The sequence below is a fragment of the Sphingopyxis sp. NJF-3 genome, from assembly GCF_053514865.1.
In genome coordinates this window covers 2,928,639-2,950,000 of record NZ_CM130726.1, presented here as the reverse complement: position 1 = coordinate 2,950,000, position 21,362 = coordinate 2,928,639, and the positions used below count along the sequence as shown (strand labels likewise).

Below are 21,362 nucleotides of genomic sequence, written 5' to 3'. Positions count from 1 at the left end.
TCAAAGGGGCGACGGCTTTCGTCGATTAGTGCGCCAGCGCGAGCTGTTCGCGGCCGCCGGCGAGGTTGGCAAGGGCGGTGCGCGCGGCCCAGCGCGAGTCCATGTAATCGCCGTTCGCGAGTTCGAGGTCGTAGCGGATCGGGCTGACGGCCGCGGCTTCATAGGCCGCCTTCGCGTCGGCGGTGCGGCCGAGCCGGGCATAGGCGGTGCCGAGGTTGATCAGCCGCGACGGATCGCGCGCGTCGAGCCGGGTGTCGCCGGTCAGTTTTTCGACCGCCGCCTGATTCTCGCCCGCCCGCAGTTCCGCAAAGGCGACCGGCAGCACCGTCTCGTCGGTTTGCGGCGCGGTAACCACCACGATCGATTGCGCCGCGGCGGGCGTTGCAAAGACCAGAGCGACGAGCGGCAGCAGGATTTTTTTCATCTCGATTATCTCCCCGAAAACTTGGACCGATTTTCTCGCTCGCAGGCAAAAAAGTCAATGTTTTCGGCTATTTGTAACATAGTTGTCACAAATGCCATCTATGCTTATCGCAAGTCGCATTATAAGTCAGGATTTTCAGAATCTTGGCGGTGGGCGACTCGTGTCACAATTCTCGCGCTCCGATTGTCATAATGGGTGCGGCGGAAAAAAATTTTCGACGTCGCCGACGTGGGCGGCCAGTGATTCGCGCCCCGGTTGCGGTTCGGGTTTCGGTTCGCCCGTCCGGTGAGCCGCGCTTCCCTTGCGATATAAAGAATAGTTTATATTTGATCCCAAGAGCTCTTTGGGCTAGGGCGCGCAACATAATTGCGCCGCCGCGTCGACGCGTCCGCGCCCGCCTGACAGGAGACATGCATCGTGGCCACTCTCGCCGCCGACACCCGTGACTATGTGATCGCCGACATCGCCCTCGCCGACTTCGGCCGCAAGGAAATCGCGATCGCCGAAACCGAAATGCCCGGCCTGATGGCGCTGCGCGCCGAATATGGCGCGGCGCAGCCGCTGAAGGGCGCGCGCATCACCGGCTCGCTGCACATGACGATCCAGACCGCGGTGCTGATCGAGACGCTGATCGCGCTCGGCGCCGAGGTGCGCTGGGCGACCTGCAACATCTTCTCGACCCAGGACCATGCCGCCGCCGCAATCGCCGCGGGCGGGACGCCGGTGTTCGCGGTGAAGGGCGAAAGCCTGGCCGATTATTGGGACTATGTCGGCCGCATCTTCGACTGGGGCGACACCACGTCGAATATCATCCTCGACGATGGCGGCGACGCCACCATGTTCGCGCTGTGGGGCGCGAAGATCGAGGCCGGCGCGACGCTGCCCGCGCCCGAGAATGAGGAAGAAGTCGAGTTCCAGCGCGCGCTGAAGGCGTTCGTCGCGGCGAACCCCGGCTATCTGACCAAGACGGTCAAGGCGCTGAAGGGGGTGTCGGAAGAAACGACGACCGGCGTGCATCGCCTGTACGAGATCGCGAAGAAGGGCGAGCTGCCCTTCCCGGCGATCAACGTCAACGACAGCGTCACCAAGTCGAAGTTCGACAACCTCTATGGCTGCAAGGAAAGCCTGGTCGACGCGATCCGCCGTGCAACCGACGTGATGCTGGCGGGCAAGGTCGCCGCGGTTGCGGGCTTCGGCGACGTCGGCAAGGGCTCGGCGGCGTCGCTTCGCAACGGCGGCGCGCGCGTGCTCGTCACCGAAATCGACCCGATCTGCGCGCTGCAGGCGGCGATGGAGGGCTATGAGGTCGTGACGATGGACGAGGCGGTCCAGCGCGCCGACATCTTCTGCACCGCGACCGGCAACGCCGACGTGATCACCGCCGAGCATATGGCGGCGATGAAGCCGATGGCGATCGTGTGCAACATCGGCCATTTCGACAGTGAGATCCAGATCGCGGCGCTCGCCAATTACAAGTGGACCGAGGTCAAGCCCGGCACCGACCTCGTCCAGTTCCCCGACGGCAAGGAAATCATCGTCCTCGCCAAGGGCCGCCTCGTGAACCTCGGCTGTGCCACCGGCCACCCGTCGTTCGTGATGTCGTCGAGCTTCACCAACCAGGTGCTCGCGCAGATCGAATTGTTCACCAAGGGCGAGCAGTACGAGAACGACGTCTATGTCCTGCCCAAGCACCTCGACGAGAAGGTCGCGGCGCTGCACCTTGAGAAGCTGGGCGTGAAATTGAGCAAGCTGACCCAGAAGCAGGCCGATTATATCGGCGTGCCGGTCGAGGGGCCCTTCAAGCCCGATCATTATCGTTACTGAGCGCAACCTCGCGCAGTGCGGATGGAAAGGGGGCGCCGGAGTTTCCGGCGCCCTTTTCTATTCCGCCAAGTCCCCCAGCGCGTCACGCAGCGGGCCGAGCCATTCGGCATAGGGGCGCCAGACCTCCATGCCGTCGCGGTTGAGCGGACGGCGCACCTGCTCGCTCGACGGGGTGCGCACGACGCGGTCGAGCTTATGGAATTCGAGGATCGCGGGGTCCCAGTCGAGCCCGAGATGCGTGAGCGCCGGGCGTAACTGCGATTCGGGATCGGCGACCAATGCCGCATAGTCGATGTGGTGAACGAGCCCCGGCGCGACGCGACCGAGATGCGTCATCAGCCGCACATAGTCGACATAGCATTGTCCGATGTCGGTGAGCGCAAAGGATGCGCCGTGCGCGCGAGAGAAATTCTGGGTGAAGTTGGAGAAGCAGCAGTCCATCGCCGGGCGGCGGATGTCGAGGAACTTCGCTTGCGGCAATATCTTGCGCAGGAACAGGATGTTGCTCCAGTTGTGCGGGAGCTTGTCGACGAAATAACGCTTGCCGGTCCTGCGGTGCAACGCCGCGCGGCGGAGATAGTCCTCGCCCATCGCCGCTGCCTGATCGGGGCCGATGCCGGCAATGAGCTGCGGCACGGTGACGGGGCCGCGCCGCGTCGCCATCTCGATCGCGCCGCGCAGGATCGCCGGGGCGTAGGCGAGTTCGCCGACGGATTCGATATCGCGATGGCTACCGAGCATCTGTTCGAGCAGGGTCGAGCCCGAGCGTGGCAGGCTGACGATGAACACCGGCACGCTGTCGCCGAGCGATGCGGCGGGTAATACATCGAAGAAGGCCGGGCCGATCGACTGCTCGATTTCGGTGACTTCGGCGGTCAGTTCGCGCGCATCGTAGCCGATGCTGTCGGCGCGTTGGCGATTCGCCTCGGCATAATGACGAAACGCCTCGGCATATTGTTCGCGATCGTGGAGCGCGCGCGCGAGCGCAAAATGCAGCGGTGCGCTGTTGCGCACATCGACCGCGACGGCGATTCCCCGGCGAATCTCGGCGATGTCGGCGTTGCTGAGCAGCTTGCGCTTGATGCTGGCGAGGCTCCACCAGGCTTCGCCATATTCATAGTCGAGCGCGGCCGCCTTGCGATAGGCGGCGGCGGCGGCGGTGGAGTCGCCGGCAGCGCGCAGACTGTGCCCGAGCGCGACCCAGTTGGCGGGCTTGCCGGGCTCGGTCTCGGTCAGCCGCTGCTGGATCGTCCGCGCTTCGTCCACCCGCCCGAGTTTTTCGAGGATATGCGCGCGGGCGGCCGGCAGCTCGGTATCCGGGTTGCCCTCCTCGAGTGCCGTCAACATGGCTTCGGCCTCGGCTAGTCGTTCCTGCTGTTCGAGAACCGAGGCAAGCTGGCGGCGGAGCGCCCGGCTGTCGCCGCCCTTGGCGAGTGCGGCGCGCAGGAAATGCTCGGCCTGGCCGAGCGCGCCAAGCAGGACCGCGATCCTGCCGAGCGTGGCGAGTCCCTGCGGTTCGTCGGGGTTGCGGCGCAGATGTTCGATGGCCCGCTGGGCGGCTTCCTCGTAGCGGCCGGCGGCGATCAGTTCGTCTGCCTTGGCGAGCAGCGAATAGGCGACGACATCACCCTGCCGGCGGTTGGACGGTGGCATTCGGTCCCCCCTCAATCATAGCCGAGCAGCGCGCGCAGCCCCGGCGCCTGATAATCGACGAGCGCGCGGTGGCGCGGGCCGAGCGTATCGGGAAGTTCGATGCCGATGCCGGTCAAATTCTCGCGCGCGGTGCCGCTTTGCTTGCGATCCGACCCGACGCGAATCCGCTCGCGCCAGTCGCCGGGACGCTCGATCCCGCAAGCGTCGAGCAGGGCACCGAAAAAGGCGTCGGCATCGGGCGTGTCGAGCGCCCCGACGTGACGCACCATGTCCTCATAGGTCACGACATGGACCCGCGCGCCCAGCCAGGCGGCCGCATTCATTTCATAGATGTCGCGCAGCGACGGCGCTTTGCCCGGCAGGCCGAAGATCATCATCGTCAGCAACTCGTCGGCGGTGAGCGCGCCCGATTTCAGATGATCCATATTGCTGGCGAATTGTTCGGAAATGAAGAAGCGCGCGCGCGCTAGCACCCAGTCATAGGGGTCGCGATAGAGGAGGATGCGGCGCGCCGGCGCGGTTTCGATCGCCGAAGCGTCGGCGAGGAACAGATGGCCCCAGCTCAGCATCGGGCGCGCCGGATCGAAGGCGGCGCGATGCTGCGGCAGATTGGCCCATTGGATGAAGTCGCGGCCGTATTGCTGTTCGACCGGCACGAACATGCGCAGGATATTGCGCAGCAAGTGACTGCCACTTTTCGGCACGCTGTTCAGGAATACCGGCTGGCGCAGCGGCATTTGCGCAAAGCGGCGATTTTCGTCGTCGAGCGTATCGGCCTGGACGCGGACGGTTGGCATGGCCCGGCGGGCTCCCTTCGATCAAATGAAACGGGGCGGCATGTTGCCATGCCGCCCCGTCCCGCCGTCTGTCAAATCGATCAGAATTTGCTCGAGATGTTCAGGAAGGCGCGGCGCCCCGTGAACGGATATTGCGACGCGACGATCACCGGCCCGAGCGTCGAAATCTGGCCGCCGTTCAGCACCGACACGCGCGGCGGGCGGGTGTCGAACAGATTGGCGATGCCGAAGGTGATCTCGAACCGGTCGGCAATCTCCTGCGAGACCGAGACGTTGTGATAGAAGGTCGCCGGCGCCGTCAGCTTCGGGCAATAACGCCCGCGCAGCGACGAATCGATGCACGGATCGTCGCCGTTGCGGCGCAGGAAGTCGCCGACGTCCGACGTGCCGCCGATGACGTTCATCCCATAGAAGAAGGTGAAGCCGTCGCCGCTTTCCCAGGTGGCGCGGAAATCGCCGACCCATTGCGGCGAGCCGGCTTCGCCGTTCGTCGAGCTGGCCACCGAATTGGGGAGCAGCTTGAAGTCATCCTTGGTCTGCCAGGTCATGCCCGCAGTGAACGACAGGCGGCCGAGCTTCCCGAGGTCGTGGCGCAGGTTGAGCTCGACATCGACGCCGCTGTTCCGCTGGCTCGCGATGTTGACATATTGGTCATAGACCTCGTTCACGGCCAGCGGATCGGCGGTTTGGCCGCGCGTGAACAGGTTGCACAGCGGTTCGTTCGCGAAATCTTCCGAATCGTAGCAGCCGAAGACGATATTGCTCGCGCCGAGCTGGGTGATTTCGCTCTTCACCCTGATGTCGAAATAATCGACCGCGAGGTTGATCGTCGTGTCGGGCAGGAAGTCGAACTTCGGCGTCAGGATGGCGCCGGCCACCCATGCGCGCGAGGTTTCCGACCGCAACTGGCCGAGACCGCCCTGCGAAAAGGTGGTGGCGGTGATGTTGCCACCCGCATAGTCATCGGGAATCCCATCGGCGGCGCAATTGTCGGCCACGCGCCGCGTCGTCGAGCCGTCATCCACACCTTGCCCCCAGTTGACGCACGGGTCGATATCGCGCGCGCTGATGAAGCCGGTTTCGTTGGCGAGGAATTGTTCGAACAGCGCCGGGGCGCGGAACGATGTGCCATAGCTGCCGCGGAAGCGCAGCCAGTCGTTCACCGCCCAGTTGAGGCCCAGCTTATAGGTCCAGTTGCCATTGTCGCTGTCCGACACGCCGTCCGACTTGCGGGTCGATTTGACGCTGGTGACACGCGCCGCGGCCGACAGCGTCAGCTCTTCAAAGAAGGGCTTGTTGGCGAAGATCGGGATGTTGATTTCGCCGAACGCCTCCTTGGTGAAGCTCTTGCCCGCGGTGATCCCCGCCGCCGTCGAGCCCCAGGCGTTGCCGGCGCGGGTGATCTCACCCGGCACGTCGTTGATCCGGTCCTCGCGCCCGTTGAAACCGAGCGCGATCGCGACCGGGCCGGCGGGCAGGTCGAACAGCTTGCCCGACACCGTCCCTTCGATCGTTTTCTGGGTATAGACGGTCTTGCCTTCTTCCCAGTCGAACATGAAATCGACCTGTTCGGGCGTCATGTCGCCGCGCAGGAAATAAGGATCCATCCACGGCAGGTCGATGCACTGCTTGCCCGAGACCGGCAGGACCGTGCCGACGCACGAGCCCGCGAACTGCAGCCCCTGCGCGCGCCCGGAGTTGTAGACGTCCTGCAAAATCTGTTCGCTGCGATAGCGGCCGATGCTCTTGCTGTACTGGCCGTAGACTTCCCAGCGCCAGCCGCCGAAGAAGCTCCCGTCCTCGGGCGCCTCGCCGCGCAGGCCAAAGACGCCGCGATAATAATCGACCTTCTGGCTGTTGTCGGCGTGATTGGTGATCCCGGTCGGGCTGACGGTGTTCACGCCGCTCCAGCCGGGCGCCCAGATATTGGTGTTGCTGCCGGTGCCATAGAGGTCGCCGGTGTAACCGAAGTTCCAGAACTGGCGGAATCCGTTTTGGTAGGTCTTGCGCCGATTGAACAGGAATTCGCCGAACGCCTCGACCTCGTCCGACAGCTCGAAGGAGCCTTCGGCATAGGCGGTGATCAGCGTCGTCTTGGGGATGATCGTCTGTTCGTCATAGAAGGGGTGGTAATTATTCTGCACCGCCAGCGTGTCGGTGGTGTAGCCGACCGGGAACCAGCCCGCCGGGACGCCGATGTCGGCAGCGCCGGGGGCAACGAAGTTCCCGTCCCCGTCAAAGGTGGGGCCATATCCATAGGACGGCGGGCCGAAGGCAGGGATGCCCAGCCGCTCGCCCGGATACTGATACTGGATCAGCGTAACGGGGCCGCCCCGTGTCGTGTCGATACCCGTGTCGGGGCCGCCCGGCCCGTCGAGCCGCATGTTGCCGATATAGTCATAGGTCCAGACATGGCCCCACGGCAGATCCTCGCACTTCGGCTTGCCGGTGCGCGGGTCGATCAGGTCCGCGCGGCTCCCGTCCTCGCGGAAGGTATAGGCCTCGGGGCAGGCAAGATAGCTGCGATCGCCGCGCTTCAGTTCCTTGACGTGGGTATAATCGGCGGCGAGCAGAATGTGGCCGCGGCTGAAGGTCTTGCCCCATACGGCGCTGGCGCGATATTCCTCGCCGCCGCTGTCGAAGGGAACCGAGGTGTTCAGATTGAGTTCGAGCCCGTCGATGTCGGTTTTGGTCTTGATGTTGACAACGCCTGCGACCGCGTCGGAGCCATAGACCGACGAAGCGCCGGTTTTCAGGATTTCGACGCTGCCCGCGATCGAGGCGGGAAGGACGTTGAGGTCGAACGACGACACGCCGCCGCGGGTGCCCGCCGGGCCGGCGCGGCGACCGTTGAGCAGCACGAGAGTACGATTGGCGCCGAGGCCGCGAAGGTCGATCGTCTGCGCGCCGGGGCCGCCGTTGGTGACGAAGTTCGACGAAATCGCGGCGGTGATCTGGGTCGATCCGGCTGCGACCGGCGAGCTCTGCAGCGTCGAGGCGAGGTCGAACTTGCCTTCCTTCGATGCGATGCCGGGATCGATGACAGTAATCGGGTCGGGGCTGTTGAACGGCGTGACGGTGCTGATGCGCGAACCCGTGACGACGATCGAATCCTCGGGACTGGCAGGCGTCGGCGCGGCGACCGCTTCGTCATTCTGCGCGGCGTCGTCCGATTGCGCAAAGGCCGGCGTCGCGAGCATCACGGCCATCGCCGACACGCTCGCCAAACCCAGATTCCGCCGCAGACGCGGCGCGGCGCTCTTCATATCCTTCATATCGATGTTTCCCCGGTTTTTATTCAAGGCCGCATTTGCCCATTTGGCCTTACCAAAACGTCAAGTCCTTCGGGCGTCTTGGCGCCCTGGGACTTGCCATGACGGCGAGCGTTCCAAAGCTTTGCCCGCAAGTCAAGCGGGTTAGGGCGGCGCCCGATCCTTTCGGAAAGCGGCTGTGGCCGAACTGTCGCAGTCGACCAAGCGGCGTCCAGCTGCGACCGGCCGCTTCGGCGGCGCTGCGCCGAACGATTGAATCGCTCCATGACTGTCGATAGGGCGAGCATATGTCCATTGCACGACAGCCTGTCTTCCCACCGGTTCGGGCGCGACGCCGATGACGCAACCCCCGGGGGCGGTGTTCGCGCTGGGCCTGTTCGCGGCGCTGTGGCTGCTCGCGGGGCTGTGGGCGGTGGGGCGCGGGATCGCGATGCAGCGGCGCTCGGCCTTCGTCGCGGCGCAGACCGAACGGCTCGCGAGCCTGGTCGAGGCTTCGCCCTATCTGCCGGTCGTCGTGCGCGGCGATTGGCGGATCGAGGCGAGCGAGCGGCTCGGGCGCTGGCTGGGGCTCGACCGGGGCCCGCGCAACTTCGACGAACTCGCGGGGATCGAGCAGGGGCTCGACGCCGACGGGATCGAGGCGCTGCGCCAGGCCATCCTCGGCGCGCAGCGCGGCGCGCGGCCTTTCACGCTGAGCCTGCGGCCGCAGGGCGGCAGCCGCACGCTGGTGATCCAGGGCGCCGCGGCGCCGGTTGCGGTCGGCGGGCCGGGCAGCGTACTCCTGTGGCTGAGCGACGCGACCGACGGCGAGCAGGCGCTTGCCGACATGCGCCGCGAGCGCGACGAGGCGATGGCGGCGTTCGAGGCGCTGTCGGGGCTGATCGAGGCGGCGCCTTTTCCGATGTGGTTCCGCGACACCGAGCTGCGCCTCGCGCTCGTCAACCGCGCCTATGTCCGCGCGGTCGAGGCGGGGAGCGCGGGAGCGGTGATCGACGGCGGGGTGGAGCTGTGCGAGCCGGTCGCCGGGGTGAGCGCGGCCGACGCCGCCGATCAGGCGCGCGCGGCGGGTGCGGCACAGATGCGCACGGTGCCGGTGACCATCGAGGGCGAGCGCCGCATCATGCGCGTCGTCGACGTGCCGCTGGCGCCCGAGGGCGGCCGCGCGATCGGCGTCGCGGGCTATGCGATCGACGTTCAGGAGCTGGAAAGCGAGCGCGGGGTGCACCGGCGTTTCGCCGACACCCAGCGCGAACTGCTCGACCGGCTGTCGGCGGCGGTCGCGCAATTCGGCCCCGACCAGGCGCTCGTCTTTGCCAATCAGCCCTTCCGGCGGCTGTTCGACATCGATGGCGACGATGTCGCCGAGGGGACGCCCTTTGCCCGGTTGCTCGACGCGTGGCGCGAAAAGGGGAGGGTGCCCGAGGTGCGCGACTATCCCCAGTGGCGCGGGGCGCATGTCGGCTGGTTCGCGCTGCCGCGGGCGAGCGAGGAGGAGTGGTTGCTGCGCGACGGCACGCACCTGCGTCTCGTCGCTCAGCCGAGCCCCGACGGCGGGCTGCTGCTGATCGCCGAGGACCGCACCGAGCAGGTGCAGCTTGCAGGCGCGCGCGACACGCTGCTGCGCGTCCGCACCGCGACCTTCGACAATCTGTTCGAAGCGATCGCGGTCTTCGCCCCCGATGGCCGCTTGCACCTGTGGAACCAGCGTTTCCGCCGGCTGTGGGGAGTCGACGAACCGACGCTCGCCGCGCATCCGCGCGTCGACGCGCTGATGAACGGGCTCGCCGACCGGCTGGCGAAGCCGAACCAGATCAGCATCGTGCAGGAGGTGATCCGCGCCGCGACCCTGGAACGGACGCAGCGCGCAGGGCAGATCCGCTTCGGCGACGGGCGCCATTTCGATTTCGCCTCGATCCCGCTGCCCGACGGCAACGCGCTCCTCATCATGCTCGACGTCACCGACAGCCGGCGGATCGAAAGCGCGCTCCGCGAACGCAACGAGGCGCTGGAGGCGGCCGACAAGGTCAAGACCGCCTTCCTGTCGCGGATGAGCTATGAACTGCGCACGCCGCTGACCTCGATCGGCGGTTATGGCGAGATGCTGCAGGCGGGCTATGCCGGCAAGCTCGGCGACCAGCAGCAAGGCTATGTCGATGCGATCATGGATTCGGTCGCGGTGCTCGGGCGCCAGATCGACAATGTGCTCGACCTCGCGCAGGGCGAGGCGGGGACGCTCGCGATCGAGCGCGCGCCGGTCGACGTGCGCGCGCTGCTGGGGCAGGCGCTGGCCGATGCGCGGCCGCTCGCCGACGCCGAAGGGATCGAGTTGGTCGACAACATCTCCGCCGAACTCGGCACGATCGAAGGTGACGCGCCGCGGCTGTCGCGGCTCGTCGCCGGGCTGCTCGACAATGCGGTGCGCTTCACCGCGCCGACGCGGCGGACCGGCGGGCGGGTGCTCCTCCACGCCGAGGGCGATGCGCGCGGGGTCGACATCGTCGTCTCGGACAACGGCCCCGGCATGCCCGAGGCGGTCGCCGCGGTGACGCGGGGGCAGCAGGCGGGAACGCCGAGCGGTGGCATCGGCCTCGCCCTCGCGCGCCAGCTCGTCGCCGCGCACGGCGGCACGATGGAGGTGCTGAGCGAGAAGGGCCAGGGGACGCTGGTGCGCGTCAGCCTGCCGCGCGGGGCATGAGCGACTTTTCGTGCGGCTATGACCTGTCCGACGCCGACCGGATCGGCGGCGCGATCGGCTTGGCGCTCGCGCCGGGCGACGTGGTGTTGCTGTCGGGCGATCTCGGCGCGGGAAAGACGACGCTGGCGCGCGCAATGCTGAAGGCGCGGGGGCTTGCGGGCGAGGCGCCGAGCCCGACCTTCGCGATCGTCCAGCCCTATGCGCCGCCCGAGGTCGACCTCGCGATCGCGCACGTCGATCTCTATCGGATCGAGGACGAGGGCGAGCTGGTCGAGCTCGGGCTCGACGATTATCTGTACGACGGCGCGCTGCTGATCGAATGGCCCGATCGGCTGGGGGGGGCGGGCTGGCCCGACGCGCTGGCGCTGACGATTTCGGGGAGCGGAGCCGCGCGCGTCTTGACAGCCGATGTGCCGCCCGCTTGGGAGGCGCGATGGCCGCTCCGATGATTCCGCCCGCCCATGCGCCCGCCTTTCTCGCCGCGCACGGCTGGGGCGACGCCCAGATCCTGCCGCTCGCCGGCGACGCTTCGTTTCGCCGCTATTTCCGGGTCGTGGGCAAGGACCGGCAGGCGGTGCTGATGGACGCGCCGCCGCCGCACGAGGACCCCCGGCCCTTCGTGGCGGTCGCCGAATTCCTCTGTGCGCAAGGGCTGACCGCGCCCGCGATCATCGCGCGCGACCTCGACCTCGGGCTGCTGCTGATCGAGGATTTCGGCGACGTTCGGCTGCGCGAGACGCTCGACGCCGCGCCCGACGCCGAGGAACGATATTATGCCGGGGTGACCGACCTCCTCGTCCATCTGCATGCGCGGCCGCCGATGGCGGGGCTGCCGGTGCACGGGATCGAGCAATGGCTCGACGAGGTGATGCTGTTCACCGACTGGTATTGCCCCGCGGTGGATCTCGACGTCGACCGCGACGCTTTCCGGGCGGCGTGGGAGGCGGCGCTGGCGCCGGTCGCGGACGACGGGCTGCCGCGCGTCACGGTGCTGCGCGATTTCCACGCCGAGAATATCATGCTGGTCGAGGGGCGCGACGGGATCGCGCATTTCGGGCTGCTCGATTTCCAGGACGCGCTGGTCGGCCATCCCGCCTACGACCTCGCCTCGGTGCTCGAGGATGCGCGTCGCGACGTGTCGCCGGCGGTCGAGGCGACGATGCTCGATCGCTATGTCGCCGCGGCGGGGCGGGGAGAGGCCTATCGGCGCGCCTATTGGGCGCTCGCCGCGCAGCGCAACACGCGCATCCTGGGCGTCTTCGTCCGGCTGTGGAAGCGCGACGGCAAGCCCGGATACCGCCAGTTCCAGCCGCGCATGTGGGGGCTGCTCGAACGCGACCTCGCGCACCCCGCGCTTGTCGCCGTCCGGCAATGGTTCGACGCCAATGTCCCGGCTTCGAAACGGGCGGAGCTTTGGGTGGAGAAGGGGGCGTGAGCGCGAAGATCGACAGCGCGATGGTGATGGCGGCGGGGCTCGGCAAGCGGATGCGGCCGCTGACCGCGACGCGGCCGAAGCCGCTGGTGCGCGTCGCAGGCAAGCCGCTGATCGACCACAGCCTCGACCGGATCGCGGCGGCGGGCATCGGTCATGTCGTCGTCAACGTCCATTATCTCGCCGACGCGCTCGAGGCGCATCTCGCGGCGCAGAAGCGGCCGTTCAGCATCGCGATCTCCGACGAGCGCGGCCAGCTCCTCGAAACCGGCGGCGGGATGGTCAAGGCGCTGCCGCTGCTGACCGGTGACCCGATCCTGATCGTCAACAGCGACAATATCTGGACCGATGGGCCCGAGGACAGCATTCAGCATCTCGCCCGTCATTGGGACGCCGAGCGGATGGATGCGCTGCTGCTGCTGATCCGGCAGGCGAGCGCGTCGGGGCATGGCGGCAAGGGCGATTTCCACATGGACGGCGCGGGGCGGCTGACGCGCCGCAAGGCGGGGCGGATCGCGCCCTTCGTCTATACCGGCATCCAGCTGATTTCGCGGCGCTTTCTGGAGGGCGCGCCCGAGGGGCCGTTTTCGACCATGCTCCTCTGGGAACGCGCGATCGCGGCGGGGCGCCTCTATGGCCTGTCGCACATGGGGCAATGGTTCGACGTCGGCACGCCCGCGAGCATCGCACCGACCGAGGCGGCGCTCGGCGAGATTTGATTTCGCACATCGTCATTGCGAGGCCCCGGAGGGGCCGTGGCAATCTCCAGCAATCGTCCAACTTTGCCGATAGCTGGAGATTGCCTCGTCGCCTTCGGCTCCTCGCAATGACGATTCACAGAGGGGCGATCAATCTGTAAGCCGGGTTCGATGTCGTCGGCCAAGCATCCCACCCTCACCTCCATCCCGGTCCACCGGGCGTTCGCCGACGCGCTCGCCGCGGGGCTGATCGCGCGCTTCGCCGACGGGGCGCTGGGGCTCGCCGAGGGGCTGATCCTGCTGCCGAGCAACCGCGCGCGCAGCGCGGTGCAGGCGGCGTTCGTGCGCGCGGGGGGCAGGGGGCTGCTGATGCCGCGGCTCGCCGTGATCGGCGACGCCGACCTCGACGAGTCGGTGGCGCTCGCGCTCGACGGACTTGACGACGATCCGATTCCGCCCGCGATCGACCCGCTGCGCCGCCGCCTGCTGCTCGCCGAGCTGATCGAGCGCCACACGCCCGAAGGCGAGGCGCCGATCGCGGGCGCCGCGGCGTTCCAGCTTGCCGACGGGCTCGCGCGGGTGATCGACCAGCTCCATTATGAGGAGGTGCGGCCCGCAGCCCTGGTCGACCTCGACCTCGGCGCCTTCGCGGGCCATTGGCAGGCGTCGCTCGGGCGGCTGCGGCTGCTCGTCGATCATTGGCCCGCGGCTCTTGCGAAGACGGGAAGCATCGACCGCGCCGAGCGCCGCAACCGGCTGCTCGACCGGGTCGCGGCGGGATGGCAGGGCTCGCCGCCCGCGCGCTTCACCGTTGCAGCGGGGATCACCACCGCGGCGCCAGCGATCGCGCGCCTGCTGCGGACGGTCGCCGATCTGGAGCGCGGCATGGTCGTGCTGCCGGGGCTCGACCAGGCAATGGCGGCCGAGGAATGGGAGGCGCTCGGCCCGACGCGGTCCGACCCCGAAAATCCGGCGCGCCCGCTGGAAACCCATCCGCAATATCATCTGAAGCTGCTGCTCGATCGCATGGGCGCCAGCCGCGACGAGGTGACCCTGTGGGACGCGACGTCGGAGTATGACGGGCCCGCGGCGCGCACGCCCTTCGTCTCGTTGCTCTTCGCGCCCGCCGATTATACCGCGCAGTGGCAGGCGTCGGGCGACCTGTCGGCGGCGACCGCCGGGATTTCGGGCGCGGTCTTCGCCGACGACGGACAGGAGGCGCAGGGGATCGCGCTGCTGATGCGCGAGGCGGTTGAAACGCCGGGACGCACGGCGGCGCTCGTCACCCCCGACCGTGGCCTTGCCGAGCGCGTCGCGGCGGCGCTCGCGCGCTGGGGCATTTCGGTCGACGACAGCGCGGGCCAGCCCCTGTCGCGCACGCCGCCGGGGGCGCTGCTGTTGCTCCTCGCCGAGCTGGCCGCCGATTTCGATCCGGTCGCGCTGATATCGCTGCTCGGCCATCCGCTGGTCTGCAAGGGCGAGGGGCGGAGCGCGTGGCTCGACCAGGTCCGACGGCTCGACCTGACCCTGCGCGAGCCCGGACTGCGGCCCGGCTGGGACGGGGTGAGCGCGCGCATTGCGGAGCGCGCCGCCGACCCCAGGGCGCGCGGGCACGGGCCGGCGGTGCAGGTCCGCCCGTGGTGGGACGAGGTGGCAGGCACGCTGGGCGCGGCACTGGCGCCCTTCGCTTCGGGCCCCACGCCACCCGCAACCCTGCTGGCGTCGCTGCAGACGGGGCTCGAAACGCTCGCCGGCGATGCCGTCTGGGCGGGTCCGGCGGGGCGGATGCTCGCCGAGCTGTTCGACCAATGGGCGCTAGCGCGCGGCGACGGGCCGGCGCTCGTCGATCCGGCCGACTTTCCCGCGATGCTCGGGCAGTTGCTCGCGCAGGCCAGCGTGCGTCCGCCCTATGGCGGGCATCCGCGCCTCTTCATCTGGGGGCTGCTCGAAGCGCGGCTGCAGCGCGCCGACCGGATGATCCTCGGCGGGCTCGACGAGGGGCGCTGGCCCGCCGCAACCCAGCCCGACCCGTGGCTTGCGCCCGGCATCCGCCGCCTGCTCGGACTGCCCGCGCCCGAGCGGCAGCAGGGAATGGCGGCGCATGATTTCGCAGGCGCGCTCGGCGCGGGCGACATCGTGGTGACGCGCGCAGAGCGCAGCGGCGGCGACCCGGCGGTCGCCTCGCGCTTCTGGCTGCGGCTCGCGGCGCTGGCGGGCGACCTGCCCGAGCCGCGACCGGGCGGAGTGCCGCTGACCCGGCTCGCGGCCGAGCTCGACGCGCCGCCCGGCGATCCGCAGCCGGCGCCGCGGCCGGCGCCGCGCCCGCCCGCCGCCGATCGCCCGCGCCGGATCAGCGTCACCGCGGTCGATCGGCTCGCGCGCGATCCCTTTGCCTATTATGCGAACGCGATGCTCGGCCTGTCGGCGCTCGACCCGCTGAGCGCCGCCCCCGACCCACGCTGGCGCGGGACGCGGGTGCATCAATTGTTCGAGGATTGGGTGCGCGGCGGCGCGACGGCGGACGGGTTCGAGGCCGAACTCGCGGCGCTCGCCGCCGATCCCGCGCTCGACGCGCTCGACCGCGCCTTCTGGCTGCCGCGCATCGAGCCCGCGCTGCGCTGGGCGGCGGCGCAGGTCACCGGGGCCGAGGGACGCGTGCCGGTCGGGGTCGAGATGCGCGGCGAGATGGCGGCGGACGGCATCGCGCTGCACGGAAAGGCCGACCGTATCGACCGCGACGGCGAGGGGCGCCTTGCCATCGTCGACTATAAATCGGGCGGCGCGCCGAGCGCCAAGGCCGCGTTCGACAAGCTCGATAACCAGCTCGGTCTGCTCGGCCTGATCGCGCAGGCGGGCGGGGTCGAGGGCGTCGCGGCGGCCGAGGTCGGCGCGCTCGAATATTGGAGCCTGCGCCCCGATCGCCGCGCCGATGGGGTAGGGAAAATCTCCAACACTTACGGGCCGCGCAGCGGGCTCAAGAGCGCCGAGGAGGCGATCGGCCACGCCGCCGACGCGCTCGCCGACCTCGCCGGGCGCTTCCTGCTCGGCGACGCGCCCTTCGTGCCGGGCGAGGCGGCGGGCTATGGCGATTATGATCAGCTGATGCGCCGCGACGAATGGTTCGGGCGCGGCGAGGGCGAGCGATGAGCAAGCCCGTCGGCCTCGCGACGCTCGATCCGCGACAGACCGCCGCCGCCGATCCCGAAAGCCACGTCTGGCTCGGCGCATCGGCGGGGACGGGCAAGACGCAGGTGCTTTCGGCGCGCGTGCTGCGGCTGATGCTCGATGGCGTGTCGCCGGAGGCGATCCTGTGCATCACCTTCACCAAGGCGGGTGCCGCCGAAATGGCGCACCGCATCCATGAACGGCTTGCCGCCTGGGTGCGGATGGACGACGGCGACCTCCGGCTCGACCTGCGCGCGCTGGGGCTCGAATGGGACCGGCCGGGGCTGATGGCGCGCGCGCGGTCGCTGTTCGCCACGGTGATCGACAGCCCGGGCGGCGCGATCCGGGTACAGACGATCCACAGCTTCTGCCAGACCCTGCTCGCGAGCTTTCCGCTCGAAGCGAAGCTGCTGCCGGGCTTTCGCGCCATCGAGGAGGATGAGGCGGAGGCGCTCAAGCGCGCGGTGCTGGGCGCTTTGCTAAGCCCCTCCTCTTCAGAGGAGGGGTTTGGGGTGGTGGACGCCGGTGTGGGACACCACCCCGCTGCGACTAGGCCCGGCTTCGCCGAACCAAGTCTCGCTGCCCCTCCTCTGAATAGGAGGGGGGGAGAAACCGAACTGAACGACGCCGCGGCGATGCTGTCGCGGCGGCTGGGTCCCGATGCGGCGCTGGCTTTCCTTTCGCGCTGCGCCGCGGCGTTCGGCGGCCCGCGCGCGTCGCTGCCGCCCGCGGCGCACGACCTGCGCGCGGCGTTCGACCTGCCGGCGGGCGACGCCGATGCATGGGTTCGCGAACAGGTGGCGGCGGGCGCGATCGCCGATGCCGACATCAAGGCGGTCGCCGCGAGCGGGGCGGCATGGGGAACGAAGACCGGGCTCGCCTGCTCCGACGTGATGGTCGGCTGGCTGATGGGCGATACCGATGCGCGCGCGGCGATGCTCGGCGAGCTGATCGCCTGCTTCCTGACCGGCAAGGGCGAGCTGCGCGCCGATTTCGCGGGCGACAAGGGCAAGATGAAGGATTGCCTCGATGCGGCGGTGCGGATCGTCGAGGCGGCGCAGGGGATAGTTGGCACGGCCACCGCGATGCGCGTCGCCGACGAGCTCGCGGCGGCGTGGAAACTCGGCAGCCGTTTCGCCGAAGCCTATGCGCTCGCCAAGCGCGAGGCGGGGCTCGCCGATTTCGACGATCTGATCAGCCTCGCGGGCGCGCTGCTGCGCGTCAGCAGCTTTGGCGAATGGGTGCGCTTCAAGCTCGACCAGCGCACCGACCATATATTGGTCGACGAGGCGCAGGACACCAATATGCGCCAGTGGGGGATCGTCCTGTCGCTCGCCGAGGAATTTTTCGCGGGTAGCGGAGCGAAGGACGAGCGCATCCGCACGCTGTTCACCGTCGGCGACCGCAAGCAGGCGATCTTCGGCTTTCAGGGCACCGATCCGGGCGCCTTTGCCGACGCAAAGACGCTGTTCAAATTGCTGGCCGAGGAGACCCCGAATCCTCTGCAAGAGGTGGATCTCGTTTCCAATTACCGCTCGACCCCGGCTGTCTTGCAGGTCGCGGACGCCTGGCTGGAGGCGGGAGGGACCGGCCTGATGGGCCTCGACGGGGACGAGCCGCCGCACCGGCCGTTCCGCGATGTTCACGCGGGGCAGGTCGAATTGTGGGCGCCGCTGCCGGTCGGCAAGGCGCTCGACGCCGAAGCCGAGGATGCGGGCGAGGAAGAGAGCGGCGACGGCACCGCCCCGGCGTCCGACCCCGCCTCGATGCGGCTGGCGCGGGCGATCGCCGACGAGGTGCGGGACTGGACGCTGAACGGCAAGGACGGGCGCCCGGTCTCGCCGGGCGACATCATGATCCTCGTCCGGCGGCGGCGCGACCTCGCGGCGCGGATCGTCGCGCGGCTCCAGGCGCTGCATGTCCCCGTCGCCGGGGTCGACCGCTTCGCGCTGACCCAGCCGCTGGCGGTGCAGGACCTGATGGCGGCGATGCGCTTCGCGGTGCAGCCGCTCGACGATCTGAACCTCGCCGCGCTGCTCGTCTCGCCGCTGATCGGCTGGACGCAGGATCAGCTTTACGAGCGGACCCACAAGCGCGGCCGCGCGGCGATCTGGGAGCATCTGCGAAGCGCCGAGGGCGACGTTCCGGCAGCGACGATGGACGCCTTGCGCCACCTGCTCGGCATGGCCGATTTCACCACGCCCTTCCGCTTTCTGGAAACGGTGCTGTCGGGGCCGATCGACGCGCGGCGCAAGCTCTATGCGCGGCTGGGACGCGAGGCGCGCGACCCGATCGACGAGCTTCTGAACCAGGCGCTCGCCTTCGAGACGCGCGAGACGGTGTCGCTGCTCGGCTTCCTGACCGCGGTGTCGGGGAGCGGCGCCGACATCAAGCGCCAGACCGAGGCGCGCAGCGACGTGGTGCGGGTGATGACGGTGCACGGGTCGAAGGGGCTGCAGGCGCCGATCGTCATCCTCGCCGACGCGACCGACGATGCGGCGATCGGCCACCGGCCGTTCCGGGTCGACGTCGCGGGGTGGGAGAAGCTCCCCGTCTTCGCGCTGCCCGCCGACGAACGGCACGGGGCGCTTGCCGAGGCCTATCAGAAGGAAGCGCTGGCGGCGGCCCAGGAGCATTGGCGGCTGTTCTACGTCGCGATGACGCGCGCCGAGGAGATATTGGTCGTTGCGGGGGTGACGAAGAAGCCCGACCGCAGCATCCCCGAGGCGAGCTGGCACGCCGCCGTCGAGGACGTGCTGTCGGGCATGGGCAGCGAGTGGGAGGAGGCGGGCCCGATGTGGGGCCGCCGCCGCGTCCACCGCGCCAACGCCGGCAAATGGGCGCGCCGCGAAAAGGCGGCGAGGGCCGCGCCGCCGCCGCTCGTGCAGCCGGCCTGGGCGCACGCGCCGGCGCCCGAGGAAGCGCGCCCGCCGCGCCCGCTCGCGCCCTCGGCGCTGGGCGAGGACGATGTCGCGGTGCCGCCGCAAGGGACGGCGCGCGTCGCGGCGGTGACGCGCGGGCTGCTGCTCCACGCGCTGTTCGAGCGATTGCCGCCGGTCGCGGCGGAGAAGCGCCGCGCGGCGGCGCTGCGCTGGCTGGTCGCGCAGGCCCCGGCGCTGGACGATGCAGCGCGCGCGGCGATGGTCGACGAGGTGCTGGCGGTGCTGGACGACCCGGCGCACGCGGCGTTGTTCGGCCCCGGCAGCCTCGCCGAGGTGCCGCTATCGGCGGTCGTCGACGGAGGGTTGGTCGTGGCGGGGATCGTCGACCGGCTGCTCGTCACCGGGGATGCGGTGACGGTGATCGACTACAAGACCGGGCGGCAGGTGCCCGACGGAGCCGCCGACGTCGCGCCCGCCTATCTGCGGCAGATGGCGGCCTATCGCGACGCGCTCGGCGTCATCTTCCCGGGGCGGCGGATCGAGGCGGCGCTGCTCTATACCGCCGGGCCGAAGCTGATCCTTCTGGGCGACGATATTCTCGGCCCGCACAAGCCCGCCTTGCTGGCCGCCAAGGCGAATTTGCCGCCGGCGGGACTTGAGCCGGGGCCGCCGACTGCTTAGCTTGGGCCCCAAGAGGGAATTCAGGAGTGAAGATGATGGGTACCAAAGCGATCACCGACGACAGCTTCCAGGCCGATGTGCTCGACAGCGACACGCCGGTCCTCGTCGATTTCTGGGCCGAATGGTGCGGTCCGTGCAAGATGATCGGCCCGGCGCTCGAGGAAATCTCGGATGAATTGAACGGCAAGGTGGTGATCGCCAAGCTCAACATCGACGACCATCCGAACGCCCCCGCCAAATATGGCGTGCGCGGCATTCCGACGATGATCCTGTTCAAGAATGGCGAGATCGCCGAAACCAAGGTCGGCGCGGCGCCGAAGAGCGCATTGAAGGGCTGGCTCGAAGGAGCGCTGTAAAGCCCGGGGCCGTCGCCCCCGCGAAGGCGGGGGCCGCTAGCAACCTTACGCTACTCCGATAGCGGCCCCCGCCTTCGCGAGGGCGACGGTTTATAGAAAGCTCAGCTCCGATAATCGGCGTTGATGCTGATGTAGCCGTGGGTGAGGTCGCACGTCCACACCGTCGCGCGGCCTTCGCCGAGACCCAGGTCGGCGCCGATGCGGATTTCGAGACCCTTGAGATGCGCCGCGACCGGCGCCTCGTCATAACCGTCGACCGGCAGGCCGTCCTTCGCCACCCAATGGTCGCCGAAGCGGATCGCGAGACGGTCGCGGTCGGCGGGTTCGCCGGCCTTGCCCACCGCCATCACGACGCGGCCCCAATTCGCATCCTCGCCGGCGATCGCGGTCTTGACCAGCGGCGAATTGGCGATGGCGAGCGCGACGCGCTTCGCGCTGTCGTCGCTGACCGCGCCCGTCACCTGCACCTCGATGAATTTCGACGCGCCCTCGCCGTCGCGCACCACCTGATGCGCGAGGTCGAGCGCGACCTGCCGGATCGCGGCGTAGAGCGCATCGGCGCCGACATCGTCCCATGAGGCGAGGACAGGATTGCCCGCCTGGCCCGTCGCGAAGAGCAGCACCGTGTCGCTGGTCGAGGTGTCGCTGTCGACGGTGATGCTGTTGAACGTCCCGCCGGTCGCCTCGCTCAGCATCTGTTGCAGCAGCGGCGGCGCGACCGCGGCGTCGGTGAAGATATAGCCGAGCATCGTCGCCATGTCGGGGGCGATCATTCCCGATCCTTTGACGATCCCTGCGACCTGGACGATGCGGTCGCCGATGACGGCGCTCGCGGCGGAGCCCTTGGCGAAAGTATCGGTCGTGCCGATGGTCTCGGCCGCCGCCTCCCACGAACAGGGCGCGGCGGTCAGCGCCGCGGCGACGCCCTCGCGCGCCTTGTCCTTGGGCAGCGGCACGCCGATGACGCCGGTCGAGCTGACGAAGACTTCTTGCGGTGCGCAGCCGAGATGTTCGGCGACCTGCCCCATGATCTGCTCGACCGCCTCGCGCCCGCGATAGCCGGTGAAGGCGTTGCTGTTGCCGGCGTTGACGATCAGTGCGCGGCCCGCGCCGCCCTTCACCTGCTCGCGGCCGAGCTCGACCTCGGACGAGCAGCAGATATTGCGTGTGAACACGCCCGCGACGGTGGTGCCCGGCGCCAGCTCGACATAGGTGAGGTCGCAGCGGTCCCATGCCTTGTAGCGCGCGCGCGCGACGCGGAGCGTGACCCCGGCGATGTCGGGGAGGGCGGGGAAGGATGCGGGGGCGAGGGGGGAGCGGGTGGTCATGGTGGGGTGCGTTTAGCGGCAGATTGCCCAACGCAAAACCCCTCCTCTTCAGAGGAGGGGCAGCGAGACTTACGCGCTTTGCGCGTTAGTCGCAGCGGGGTGGTGCAAGCCGTCTTGCGCGCTATCGCGCGCCACCACCCCAACCCCTCCTCTGA

The 21,362-nt window shown here is 68.9% G+C and carries 13 protein-coding genes; 8 read left to right on the top strand and 5 right to left on the bottom strand.

The window, feature by feature from the left end; translation table 11 throughout:
• Window positions 1-25: 25 nt before the first annotated feature.
• Window positions 26-424 (bottom strand): hypothetical protein, encoded by a 399-nt coding sequence (locus ACOTSS_RS14350; protein ID WP_448688794.1) that lies wholly within the window; start codon window positions 422-424, stop codon window positions 26-28.
• Between the two features lie 417 nt (window positions 425-841).
• Between ACOTSS_RS14350 and ahcY the strand changes: the two genes are divergently transcribed.
• A complete protein-coding gene (gene ahcY / locus ACOTSS_RS14345; protein WP_448688793.1) occupies window positions 842-2,248 on the top strand; it encodes an adenosylhomocysteinase in 1,407 nt (468 codons plus the stop codon).
• 57 nt (window positions 2,249-2,305) lie between these two features.
• Here the strand turns inward: ahcY and ACOTSS_RS14340 are convergent, their stop codons facing one another.
• From ACOTSS_RS14340 to ACOTSS_RS14330, 3 genes are all read right to left on the bottom strand, one after another.
• Window positions 2,306-3,901 (bottom strand): sulfotransferase, encoded by a 1,596-nt coding sequence (locus ACOTSS_RS14340; protein WP_448688792.1) that lies wholly within the window; start codon window positions 3,899-3,901, stop codon window positions 2,306-2,308.
• Between the two features lie 11 nt (window positions 3,902-3,912).
• Window positions 3,913-4,698, bottom strand: a complete 786-nt coding sequence (locus ACOTSS_RS14335; RefSeq protein ID WP_448688791.1) for a hypothetical protein — start codon at window positions 4,696-4,698, stop codon at window positions 3,913-3,915.
• A gap of 80 nt (window positions 4,699-4,778) precedes the next feature.
• Window positions 4,779-7,973, bottom strand: coding sequence for a TonB-dependent receptor domain-containing protein (locus ACOTSS_RS14330; RefSeq protein ID WP_448688790.1), 3,195 nt, complete (start codon window positions 7,971-7,973; stop codon window positions 4,779-4,781).
• 334 nt (window positions 7,974-8,307) lie between these two features.
• Here ACOTSS_RS14330 and ACOTSS_RS14325 point away from each other — a divergent pair, with 334 nt between their 5' ends.
• The 7 genes from ACOTSS_RS14325 (at window position 8,308) to trxA (ending at window position 19,879) form a co-directional block, all read left to right on the top strand.
• Window positions 8,308-10,665, top strand: coding sequence for a PAS-domain containing protein (locus tag ACOTSS_RS14325; protein WP_448688789.1), 2,358 nt, complete (start codon window positions 8,308-8,310; stop codon window positions 10,663-10,665).
• Window positions 10,662-11,114, top strand: a complete 453-nt coding sequence (gene tsaE, locus ACOTSS_RS14320; RefSeq protein WP_448688788.1) for a tRNA (adenosine(37)-N6)-threonylcarbamoyltransferase complex ATPase subunit type 1 TsaE — start codon at window positions 10,662-10,664, stop codon at window positions 11,112-11,114. The genes ACOTSS_RS14325 and tsaE overlap by 4 nt, the downstream gene beginning before the upstream one ends.
• Window positions 11,099-12,100: an aminoglycoside phosphotransferase family protein gene (locus tag ACOTSS_RS14315; protein ID WP_448688787.1), complete on the top strand. Its 1,002-nt coding sequence runs from the start codon at window positions 11,099-11,101 to the stop codon at window positions 12,098-12,100. The genes tsaE and ACOTSS_RS14315 overlap by 16 nt, the downstream gene beginning before the upstream one ends.
• Entirely contained in the window at window positions 12,097-12,816 is a 720-nt protein-coding gene (locus tag ACOTSS_RS14310; RefSeq protein WP_448688786.1) for a nucleotidyltransferase family protein, read from the top strand. Before ACOTSS_RS14315 ends, ACOTSS_RS14310 begins: the two co-directional genes overlap by 4 nt.
• Before the next feature lie 150 nt (window positions 12,817-12,966).
• Window positions 12,967-15,942: a double-strand break repair protein AddB gene (gene addB, locus ACOTSS_RS14305; protein ID WP_448688785.1), complete on the top strand. Its 2,976-nt coding sequence runs from the start codon at window positions 12,967-12,969 to the stop codon at window positions 15,940-15,942.
• Window positions 15,939-19,523: a UvrD-helicase domain-containing protein gene (locus tag ACOTSS_RS14300; RefSeq protein WP_448688784.1), complete on the top strand. Its 3,585-nt coding sequence runs from the start codon at window positions 15,939-15,941 to the stop codon at window positions 19,521-19,523. The genes addB and ACOTSS_RS14300 overlap by 4 nt, the downstream gene beginning before the upstream one ends.
• A 35-nt stretch (window positions 19,524-19,558) precedes the next feature.
• Complete coding sequence (trxA, locus tag ACOTSS_RS14295) at window positions 19,559-19,879, top strand: thioredoxin TrxA (protein ID WP_448691358.1); 321 nt, start codon at window positions 19,559-19,561, stop codon at window positions 19,877-19,879.
• A gap of 101 nt (window positions 19,880-19,980) precedes the next feature.
• Here the strand turns inward: trxA and argJ are convergent, their stop codons facing one another.
• Complete coding sequence (gene argJ / locus ACOTSS_RS14290) at window positions 19,981-21,207, bottom strand: bifunctional glutamate N-acetyltransferase/amino-acid acetyltransferase ArgJ (RefSeq protein WP_448688783.1); 1,227 nt, start codon at window positions 21,205-21,207, stop codon at window positions 19,981-19,983.
• Window positions 21,208-21,362 lie beyond the last annotated feature (155 nt).